The sequence below is a fragment of the Fructilactobacillus sp. X7R4C1 genome, assembly GCF_059901115.1.
On sequence record NZ_JBWXVD010000007.1, the window covers coordinates 39,368 to 49,142 of the forward strand.

10 protein-coding genes are annotated in these 9,775 nt (G+C 36.0%); 3 read left to right on the forward strand and 7 right to left on the reverse strand.

The window, feature by feature from the left end; genetic code table 11:
- The first annotated feature begins 214 nt into the window (after nucleotides 1–214).
- Nucleotides 215–2,311, forward strand: a complete 2,097-nt coding sequence (locus tag AC6UC9_RS06795; protein WP_500694273.1) for a glycoside hydrolase domain-containing protein — start codon at nucleotides 215–217, stop codon at nucleotides 2,309–2,311.
- Nucleotides 2,312–2,414: 103 nt separating this feature from the next.
- Here the strand turns inward: AC6UC9_RS06795 and AC6UC9_RS06800 are convergent, their stop codons facing one another.
- The 6 genes from AC6UC9_RS06800 to AC6UC9_RS06825 all read right to left on the reverse strand — a co-directional run bounded on the left by AC6UC9_RS06800 (nucleotide 2,415) and on the right by AC6UC9_RS06825 (nucleotide 5,973).
- The gene (locus AC6UC9_RS06800) at nucleotides 2,415–2,930 is read right to left on the reverse strand and encodes a hypothetical protein (RefSeq protein ID WP_500694274.1); all 516 of its coding nucleotides are present in this window, start codon (nucleotides 2,928–2,930) and stop codon (nucleotides 2,415–2,417) included.
- Between the two features lie 583 nt (nucleotides 2,931–3,513).
- Complete coding sequence (locus AC6UC9_RS06805; protein ID WP_500701525.1) at nucleotides 3,514–3,864, reverse strand: hypothetical protein; 351 nt, start codon at nucleotides 3,862–3,864, stop codon at nucleotides 3,514–3,516.
- A gap of 2 nt (nucleotides 3,865–3,866) precedes the next feature.
- Entirely contained in the window at nucleotides 3,867–4,025 is a 159-nt protein-coding gene (locus tag AC6UC9_RS06810; RefSeq protein WP_500701526.1) for a hypothetical protein, read from the reverse strand.
- A gap of 285 nt (nucleotides 4,026–4,310) precedes the next feature.
- Nucleotides 4,311–5,048: a hypothetical protein gene (locus tag AC6UC9_RS06815; protein ID WP_500701527.1), complete on the reverse strand. Its 738-nt coding sequence runs from the start codon at nucleotides 5,046–5,048 to the stop codon at nucleotides 4,311–4,313.
- 195 nt (nucleotides 5,049–5,243) lie between these two features.
- Nucleotides 5,244–5,384 (reverse strand): hypothetical protein, encoded by a 141-nt coding sequence (locus tag AC6UC9_RS06820; RefSeq protein ID WP_500695882.1) that lies wholly within the window; start codon nucleotides 5,382–5,384, stop codon nucleotides 5,244–5,246.
- Nucleotides 5,385–5,439: 55 nt separating this feature from the next.
- Nucleotides 5,440–5,973 carry a GNAT family N-acetyltransferase gene (locus tag AC6UC9_RS06825; RefSeq protein WP_500694276.1) on the reverse strand — a complete coding sequence of 178 codons (534 nt, stop codon included), beginning with the start codon at nucleotides 5,971–5,973 and terminating at the stop codon, nucleotides 5,440–5,442.
- A 144-nt stretch (nucleotides 5,974–6,117) separates the two neighbouring features.
- Here AC6UC9_RS06825 and brnQ point away from each other — a divergent pair, with 144 nt between their 5' ends.
- Complete coding sequence (brnQ, locus tag AC6UC9_RS06830; protein ID WP_500701528.1) at nucleotides 6,118–7,470, forward strand: branched-chain amino acid transport system II carrier protein; 1,353 nt, start codon at nucleotides 6,118–6,120, stop codon at nucleotides 7,468–7,470.
- Nucleotides 7,471–7,529: 59 nt separating this feature from the next.
- Here brnQ and AC6UC9_RS06835 read toward each other — a convergent pair whose 3' ends face one another.
- On the reverse strand, nucleotides 7,530–8,723 hold the full coding sequence (locus tag AC6UC9_RS06835) for a thiolase family protein (protein ID WP_500701529.1): 1,194 nt from the start codon (nucleotides 8,721–8,723) through the stop codon (nucleotides 7,530–7,532).
- Between the two features lie 142 nt (nucleotides 8,724–8,865).
- Here AC6UC9_RS06835 and AC6UC9_RS06840 point away from each other — a divergent pair, with 142 nt between their 5' ends.
- Nucleotides 8,866–9,405: a hypothetical protein gene (locus AC6UC9_RS06840; RefSeq protein ID WP_500701530.1), complete on the forward strand. Its 540-nt coding sequence runs from the start codon at nucleotides 8,866–8,868 to the stop codon at nucleotides 9,403–9,405.
- Nucleotides 9,406–9,775 lie beyond the last annotated feature (370 nt).

Consider the following 9,775-nt stretch of genomic DNA (forward strand, 5'->3'; position numbering starts at 1 on the left):
ATTGTTCTTGTAAACAGATGAGAAATCAAGCAACAACCTCGAAGAGATGTCGGTTTAGATTATTTCAGCTGATTTTCTTTACCATCATTGTAGAACTTTTGTCTATAAGATTCAATGATTATTCTACATGATTGCAAATTGATTTTGATGTGTTTACGTGCGAGTTAGCGCTAGCTCTTAAATTTTATAAAGAAAATTTTAGGAGGAAATAATTATGGATGAACAAGTTTTAAGCGTTCAAAAGTGGTTGAACCAAGAATACGGTAATGTTTCAGGATTTGATAAGGTCAAGGAAAATGGAAAGACGGGTTGGCCAACTATTTATGCTTTAAGAATGGGACTTCAGCATGAACTAGGGATTAGTCCACTTGGTAGTGGTTTTGGTGATAAAACCAAGAAAGCACTAAGTGGAATGGTCGATCAGTTGAAGGTCGGTTACAAGGGCAAGATTGCGAAGTTAATTCAGGGTGCTTTTTGGTGTAAGGGAATTAGCCCGAATGCGTTTGATGAGAAATATACCAAAGATACACAGAATGCAGTAAATAAATTACGTAATGATGCTGGATTAGATAAAGGTGGGGTTACTGTTCCATTAATGGCTGGTCTATTTGATATGGCTGCCTTTGAATTACTTGATGGTGGTAAAAAGAAATATCGTCAAATGCAACAATATTTAAACCATAACTATTTAGATTATTTTGGTGATGATCTTGGCTTGGTTCCAACTGATGGTTTGTATCAACGAAATACAAACACAGCTTTGATTTATGCCCTGCAAGCTGTTGAAGGAATGACACCTGGACAAGCAAACGGAGTTTATGGACCTGGAACCATTAATAAAACGCCAACTTTAACTGAAGGGGACAAAGGTGCAGGCGTTAAGCTACTTCAATATGGATTAATGGTTAATGATTTTCTGAGTGGATCTGTTGATGGAGTATTTAATAATTCGGTTGCTGAAGATGTGGTTAATTTTAGGAAGTTTATGAATTTACCACCATTTACAGGGAAAGCTGATTTAACCGTTATCAAGGGGTTGCTTACCAGTAATGGGAATACTAATCGAGATTCAAATGCTTGTGATACTTCATTTCAATTAAGTGATAAAGACGTTAAAAACATCAAAAATTATGGCTTTGAAATTGTTGGTCGCTATTTAACTGGATCAGTTGGCACTGGCTCAAAACGTCGTAACAAAAATCTGACTGATGATGAACTGAAAAGAATTACTGATGGTGGCCTAAAGGTGTTTCCAATCTATCAAGATAATGATGGCAGTCAGGAATACTTTAAATACGGCCAGGGTTGTGCTGATGCAGGAATTGCAAATGCAACAGCACAACGGCTTGGATTCCCAAAGGATACTATTATTTACTTTGCTGTTGATACTGATATTCAAGCTGGTGACATTGATAGTACGGTTATTCCATATATGGAGGGAGTCAAAAAAGCATTAGGCGGCTCAAGTTATCAAGCAGGAATTTACGGAACCAGAAATGTTTGTGCTCAAGCCCTTGGTAAAGGACTTGCAAAAACGGCGTTTGTATCTGATATGTCAACTGGATATAGTGGAAATTTGGGTTATCAGATGCCTAAAAATTGGGCAATTGACCAATTTGTTGAATACAGTTTAGGTGACATTGCGATTGACCAAGATGCGTCGTCTGGTAGAGATGATGGTACTAATAAGATTAAGCCAACGGGAATTGGAGAAATGTCTGCTAAAGAAGCTTTAAAGAATATTGTTGATAATACACAGGTAGAAATTGATGTTCCTTATGTGCTATACAATGATAATAAATCATTAAAAATTACTTTAGTAGGTGAAGCTGATATTAAGCCAGTCCATGGATCTGGGATGTTTACCATTAGTAATGGGAAATTACCACTAAAATTTATGTTTGATTGGGTCATGCAAAGTTGTAATAACAATGTTAATGCTGGCGTATACATCGTTAGTTTATTTAATAAGTGGGAATTTGTTCAAAAAATTGAAGATGGTCAAGTTTCAATTGAGATTGTAGAAACTAAAGACGGTTGGAGTATATCAGTAGAATTTAATATTTTTAAGTTAAAAATTAATAATAAAAGTTTTGATACAGAGCTTTCTATTTCAATAGATATTGATTCTCATCCACATGATTATCCTGACTTTAAGAGTTATGAAAAAGCTTATGATGAGGTTACCGATAAATTAGGAGAAAAGACTGATACGCTTGCGTTGACACCGGCATATGTAAGATATGCAATTGAGGGTGAAAGTGTTGGTATTGCTGTAATAATTGCATTTTTAGCGGCACTAGTAGGATGATATATGTCATTATTTGCGTAATTTATGTTGTATTAAAATGATTAAATAAATGGACCTGTAATTTGTAATTACAGGTCCATTTATTGATTTATATCTCAATTACTTATTTCATCTTTTTAATTCCCTCAGTAAGTTCTTTTGAATATTTCTTTTTCCGATATTTTAAGGTGCTTTTAGAAAGATAATATAATAAAAATCCAGAGCAAATTAAAAACGTTGGCAGCATTGGAGATTCATATGCCTCCCATAAATTGTTTGAAAGTAATAGTATTTCAATTGATCCAATGAAAACAAAAATTCCAAAACACAGAAATAAAATAATGACCCATAAACAATAATAATGTTTTAACCTTGAAGGTCGCATATGCTTAATCTTATATTTTTCTATCATTAATCTTATTGTAGTTCCTAGTGCGGTAATAAATAGCGAGAATGTAATTCCATCGATTGTCCCCATGATCCAAAGGATGAATTTGTTTGCATGCATATTAAGGAGAATGGATCCCAAAGTGAAGGTAATGATTACCAATATAATGGATGGTAGCAATAAGCGTGACATAATGTGGTATTTATGTAAGTATTCTTGGTAGTCTTTGATGTAGTCCGGTTTTTCTGACATTTATCTTCCTCCTCACAATTAGGATATTACCTTATTAGTAAAATACAAAATGATAGATTATTCCTAATGCAACATTAATAAATGAAATTATGCAAGTAAATATAATTAATATATAGATATAGTTAATATGTTTAAAAAATGATTGTTTCAGTTGCTTAATTAATTTTGGTTGTTGGTTCCCATTATTGTAAATGTTCCAGCGTTTGATTGTCATGCACAAAATAATACAGGTAAGAATAATTACGTATGACATTAGCATAATTAGTCCACTAGGGTTCCCGATTAAATAATTCCAGCGATCTGTTAATGTTTTGTTCCACATGTAATTATCAGTTAAAGTATGTCCAATCACATTGTTAGAGACAAAATATAGAAAAAGAATCAAAATGTATATTAGGGAAGAGATATTGTTAAATATTTCTCCCCTTTTTCTTAAATAATGTCTGGAACGCTCATAGGCAACAATTTCATAGATAATTACTATAAGCATACAAAAAAAGAATAATTTAGCCAGCAGATAATAACCTAATTGAAAATATGATTGCAAGAGAATCCCTCCAGTAAAAGTACGTTATCAATGCCCTTATGTTCCATCTTTTTTAATCCCCTCAGTAAATTCTTTTAAATACTTCTTTTTTCGATACTTTAAGATGTCTTTTTCCATCGAATAAATAAATATACTTCCAAAAACTGAAAATGTGGTCATGTTAGAAACAAGATATATATAACTTAAATTATGTAAAATTGGCATCAGTATAATTAAAATAATAAAAAGTAATATACCAAAGACAAATAAAATTATTAAGATCCATAAATTAAGGTAGTATTTCTTTCTCATTAAATTTACACTCTTAGGTTTTTTTATTTTTAAATTTAACCATGCTCCTAATGAGGCTATAAATAATGCCAGTACAATTCCAGTCAGTAATCCCATTATTAAAATAATAAACTTATTACATCTAGCTTGATGAGAGTAAATCCTATGGCTAAAAAAATTACTGATATTATGATAGAAGGGATCAATAAGCGAGAAGCGGTATGATATTTATGTAAAAATTCTTTTCGATCTTTAATGTAATTGGCTTTTTCTGGCATTTTATTTTTCTCCTTATAACTATGGTTACCTAATTAATAAAATATAAAATGATAAATTATTCCAAAGCAATATTCATGTGTATAAATTTGATTATCTTATTGTATTTCATTAAAACTCTTCTTAACTAAATTAACGGTTTTAAGTATAGTAAAGTCTCAATGTTTACACAAATTGATGGTTAAAGAATCCCAAAACAAAAGGCCCAATCCGTGAATATCATAGGTTGAGCCTCTTTTTATACCAGAATAACTAGGATGATAATGAAAACCGAATATTCTTATTGATTAATCGTTATCTTGATCATTATTGGTATTTGGTTCCGTAGTTGTGTCATCGTCAGAGTTGGTATCAGTATCTGAGTTATTGTCATTATCAGAATCTGAATTATTATCATTAGAATCAGTATTTGAATCTGAATTATCGTCGTTTGAATTTGTGTCAGCATCTGAGGAGTTATTGTTAGAGCTATTATCGTTAGTATTAGAGGCACTATATGTACCATTTAAAAAATTATTCGAACATCCTGATACACTTACACTTCCATTTTGATTTTTGGTAATCTGTATGTTTTCTGGTTTACTAATAGTTGAGGTTGCCGTTGATTCTCCATCTCCAGAATTGCTATCACCTTTAATAATGTAAGTATTCCCAGTCTTTTTATAAGATTTAACTAAGATACTACTATCGGCAGTTCCTAAGCCCACGGTGTTACTAGATATTATTAGTGTATAATCGTCTGATTCCTTATAATCTCCCTGTAATGATTGAGGCAAAGTTGTTCCGGTTTCCTCAGCATCTGAACTGTTATTTTTAGTTGAAGCTTGATCAGTTGCTTGCTTATTTTTGTTGTCAGTTTCTTTTTTGTGCTTAGTTGGCTTACGTTTCTTAGATATACTTGTAGTATTTTTCTTATTATTACTATTGTTATTATTTCCATTTATTTTAAATGCAAATATTATTCCTAAGGCAAATGCTAGGAGGACTACTGGAACGACTATAATTATATTTTTCTTGTTTTTCAAACCAGTTTACATCCCTTAACTTTTTATTAAATTTTGACACATAAATAATTATATTCTTTAGATAACAGAATTAATAGGGCGAATGTGAAATCTGGTACACATTATAAATGATTAGTTATTAATTATAGTAGAAAAAATAAACAAAATTACAAAACAAAAGGCTCAACCCATGAATATCATAGGTTGAGCCTCTTTTTATGCCAGAATAATTAGGATGATAATGAAACAAATTGCCAACACTGATAATGCCAAAAAACGTTTTGACGTCAATTTATGGGTCTTATGATAGGTCCATCCCATGCAACCCAAAATTACGATCAATCCGAACGTTGCCATTATGATTAATTTGATTAATACCGCTGTGTCGCCCAATTTGGCCACTTCCTAGTTATTATTTTAATTCGATTTGGTAAGCGAAACGTTTTGTTCCATGACTCTTTTTACCGTTTGCGTAAATGATACCACGTTTAGTGAAACCATTTGAGAGAATGACGTGCTGCATTCCTTTGTTGTCGGGATGAGTGTCGATTCTGACGTCTTTAAAACCACGAAAAGCGGAGATTGTGAATAAGCCACTGATGAATTTGGATGCTAGTCCCTGACCGCGATAGTCGTTTGAGACGGCGATACGGTGAATGGCAGAGTAGTGACCTTGGTCACCATTTTCCCACTCGCCACCTTCAAGGTGTAAGTAATCGGGGTCGATTCCTAAATGCAGGGTGGCGGTTCCAGCAACTTTTCCGTCAACATCTAGGACGTATGAGATGCCAAATTTAACGTCTCTGGCTAAATCCTCTTCACTCGGGTAATCACTTTGCCATTGGTCGATGCCTTGTTCGCCCAAAAACTTCTTGGCGTTTTTGATGATAGTGTAGATATCGTTTAAGTCAGCTTCAGTAGCTTTTCTTACGTAAATAGTAGACATAATAACACTTCCTTACTTTTATTATCAGACGATAAATAATTATAGTGAAGCTCATGTGGTTTTTCAACCACCAAATTAATTAGGGAGCCGGTTTTTTTTCTGGTAAAATGCATTGAACAGTAATTTAGGAAAGTTGGAGAAAACTTGGAAAAGAAATTAAGTGTAAGACAGATTATTTACGTCGGAATGATGTTGTTTGGGATCTTCTTCGGAGCTGGCAATTTGATTTTTCCCGTTAATATGGGACAGATGGCTGGTGGCAACGTTTGGTGGGCAACCCTCGGATTTGTTTTAACTGGAGTGGGTCTCCCCATCTTAGGGATCATTGCGTTAGGGGTTACTAACAGTTCCGGAGCCTTTGAAATTTCTTCAAACGTTGGCAAGTCGTTTGCGTACGTCTTTACGATTTTAATTTCTTTTATAATGGGACCACTTTTGGCCATTCCGCGTTTAGCAGCCACTTCATTTCAGATTGGAATTGCACCATTTCTTAGTTCTGGTCATCAGCAGTTAGGCTTAATCGGATTTATTTTAATTTTCTTCATTGCCGTTTTTTTACTCTCGTATAATCAAGGGCGCTTACTGGAATACATCGGAAAATTTTTGACCCCGTTGTTTTTGATTTTACTAACGGTCATCATCGTCATGTCGATTGTTAAACCAATGGGTTCACCACGTTTCTATCATCCGATGGGTGAATACGGTCACTCCCCACTCCTTTCGGGATTCGTTGAGGGATATAAAACGCTTGATGGCGCTGGATCAATTGCTTTTGGAATCGTGATTGTGGAAACCGTGCGTGGACTAGGAGCCAAAAGCCCCAAGCAGTTAGCCGTTAGCATCGGAAAGGCCGGCTTGATTGGTGGATTGATGATGGCAGTTGTCTACGTTCTATTAAGTTACATGGGCGCTAGCAGTCTGGGCGATTTTCAGCCGTCGGCGAATGGTGGCATTGCCCTTGTTCAGATTGCGACGCACTACTTTGGTGGGTATGGGAACATTTTGTTGGCGCTAATTGTGATCGTGGCCTGCCTTAAGACGGCGATTGCGATGAGTAGTGCCTTTGCGGATACAATGTCTGACGTCTTCCCGAAGCTTAAGTACCTTCCCGTTCTGGTTTTTGCGGTGGTGATGTCAGCGTTTTTGGCAACGCTTGGTCTGACTGAAATGATTAAGTTTATCATGCCAGTCTTGATGATTGTTTATCCGTTTTCCATCTGTCTGATTTTGATTTCGTTAATTAAACCATTACTTAAAAACTCTAAGATTGTTTACCAAATGACGATCTGGTTCATCGCCATTCCAGCCTTTTTAAGCGGGATTACCACCATTCCCGAATTGACGCACGTGCCAGAATTAGCGTGGTTATTTAAAATTAATGACCTTTTGCCGCTGGCGCAGTACGGAATGGGATGGGTTTTGTTCGCACTGATTGGATTTGCGATTGGATTGGTTCTTTCGGTGAAAAAAACCAGAAAACAATTGAAGCAAGGATAAATAAAGACCCCGGTAGTTAAAAATGAATCTAACTACCGAGATCTTTTTTTGTTTCTTCATTATAATGTGTGAACGGTCATTGCCATTCCCATTCCACCACCGATACAGAGGGTGGCCAGTCCCTTAGCCAGTCCCTTAGTCTGACCAGTCCGTTTGAGGTTGTTAATTAAGGTAATGAGGATTCTAGAACCGGAATCGCCGAGGGGGTGACCCATTGAGACGGCACCACCTGTAATGTTAAGCTTAGCGTCTGGGATGTGAAGGTCCCGTGCTACCGCTAAACTTTGAGAGGCAAAGGCTTCGTTTAGTTCAAACAAATCAAAGTCACTGATTTGTTGACCCGTCTTATCCAGTAGTTTATTAACGGCGTAGTAGGGGGCATATCCCATGATTTTAGGGTCACATCCAGCTTCGGCGTAGTCATCCAGCACCGCCAGCGGGGTTAGACCAAGCTCGTTGGACTTACTTTGCTTCATTAATAGGATTGCGGAAGCCCCATCATTTAGGCTGGCAGCATTTCCGGCCGTCACCGTGCCGTTTTCTTTAAAGGATGGTTTTAACTTTTTTAATTGTTCCATTGAGGTATCAAAACGAACGCCCTCATCCTTATCAACCATAGTGTTCCCATGGCGATTCTGGACTTCAATTGGGATCATTTCTTCATTAAAGTAACCATTTTGTTGAGCTTTGCTGGCTTTTCGATGGGACTGGAGGGAAAAAGCATCCTGATCCCTTCTTGAAATGTTGAACTGGTCGGCAACGTTTTCGGCGGTCATTCCCATCGGTTTTCCACTCCTGGCGTCGTTTAGTCCGTCTTTTTGAATGCTGTCCTCTAAAGTGATTGGGCCAAACTTGTGGCCCCTTCTTTCGTTCATATTTAGGTATGGAGCGTTCGACATGCTTTCGGTTCCTCCAACAAGGACGATGTCAGCATCGCCCATTTGGATGGCAGATTGCCCCAGTCGGACCGCTTTCATACCGGAACCACAAACTTGGTTAATGGTGGAGGCGGTAGCTGTGTCAGAAATGCCAGCGTTTAACTCGATTTGTCTGGCGACGTTTTGTCCACCGCCCGCTTGAATTACGTTTCCAAAGATGACTTGGTCGATTTGTTTTGGATCAATGCCCGCGTCTTTGATGGTTGCCTTGGCGGCAATGGTTCCAAGATCAACCGAAGTTAGGCTAGCGAGGGTGCCATTGATTTTACCAATCGGAGTCCTCTTTGCGCTTACAATTACGATATTGTCATTCATAGATTCGATGCTCCTTTGACATGATTCGTTGATAATTATACATGTTTTTACTTAACTTTTTTTAAAGTGCAAAAGTTAATGTTAATTTCGAGTTTCTACTATAATAAAGTGAATAATAAGATTAGATTTAGGAGATGAAGTCATGGATAAGGATGAAGAAGTACAACAAGTAGGGGAAATGATCGATCGCTGGCTAGACGCTATTGATGATCAACCTGATGTATCAGAAAAGACTCAAGATGAAGTTGACGAGATTGATACGATTATTGATAGTTTTTCTGAGATTGCGATTGTTGGTTTAGGCGTTCAGCCCAAAGACTGGAACGTTGATTTAGTTACTAACGTAATGTTTAATCGTTTTACTTTGATGCTAGATAGTGATGAGAAAACGGATTCGCTGTTTCAACTAATTCCCTTTGCCTTAATCCATTTATTTTCTTATTTAAACGATCAGGGAATTATTAGTAATGGTCATAGTTTGAATAAATGGGTAGAAAATAATAGTAAAGCATTACGTTCAATGTACGATTCTAATTTTGATGCCTTTTATAAGAAATTGGTTAGTGCGATGGAAGATGCTGACGTTGATTTAGAGGATAAGAGTGCAGTGGATGCTTTTACGACGCGTTATCTAAGACAACACCCGCAAGATGGAATTGACTTATATTCAAAGAAAAAGTAGGCCAATTTTCTTGATAAAAAATGAAAATTAAAAAAGTTTGACCTTTTTTGACCAAAAGTGTTGACAAATGATTTGAGCGCATGTATAGTAGTAAATGCTCAGTGAGGGAGACAAAGTGATTTGATAATAATCGATTAGTCACTGATTATGAACTGAATTAATTATTTTAATCATTTCTCTTGCATCTTCATTATGAGCGTTGTATAATAGTCTTTGTTGTCTGGGTTCTCCGGATACGATGCTTGAACAAATAAATTTAAAATAATTGAGTTTATCTGTTGACATTGAAAACGCAACGTAGTATAGTTATACATGTTGCGTTAAGGAAGAATTAAACAGCAACAATCAAGAGTAGATCTTTGAAAACTGA

Bases quoted from the DNA above. Each gene is read 5' to 3' on its own strand.
- AC6UC9_RS06795 (WP_500694273.1), top strand. From the start codon at position 215: ATGGATGAACAAGTTTTAAGCGTTCAAAAGTGGTTGAACCAAGAATAC.
- AC6UC9_RS06800 (WP_500694274.1), bottom strand. From the start codon at position 2,930: ATGTCAGAAAAACCGGACTACATCAAAGACTACCAAGAATACTTACAT.
- AC6UC9_RS06805 (WP_500701525.1), bottom strand. From the start codon at position 3,864: ATGGGATTACTGACTGGAATTGTACTGGCATTATTTATAGCCTCATTA.
- AC6UC9_RS06810 (WP_500701526.1), bottom strand. From the start codon at position 4,025: ATGCCAGAAAAAGCCAATTACATTAAAGATCGAAAAGAATTTTTACAT.
- AC6UC9_RS06820 (WP_500695882.1), bottom strand. From the start codon at position 5,384: ATGGCAACGTTCGGATTGATCGTAATTTTGGGTTGCATGGGATGGACC.
- AC6UC9_RS06825 (WP_500694276.1), bottom strand. From the start codon at position 5,973: ATGTCTACTATTTACGTAAGAAAAGCTACTGAAGCTGACTTAAACGAT.
- AC6UC9_RS06835 (WP_500701529.1), bottom strand. From the start codon at position 8,723: ATGAATGACAATATCGTAATTGTAAGCGCAAAGAGGACTCCGATTGGT.
- AC6UC9_RS06840 (WP_500701530.1), top strand. From the start codon at position 8,866: ATGGATAAGGATGAAGAAGTACAACAAGTAGGGGAAATGATCGATCGC.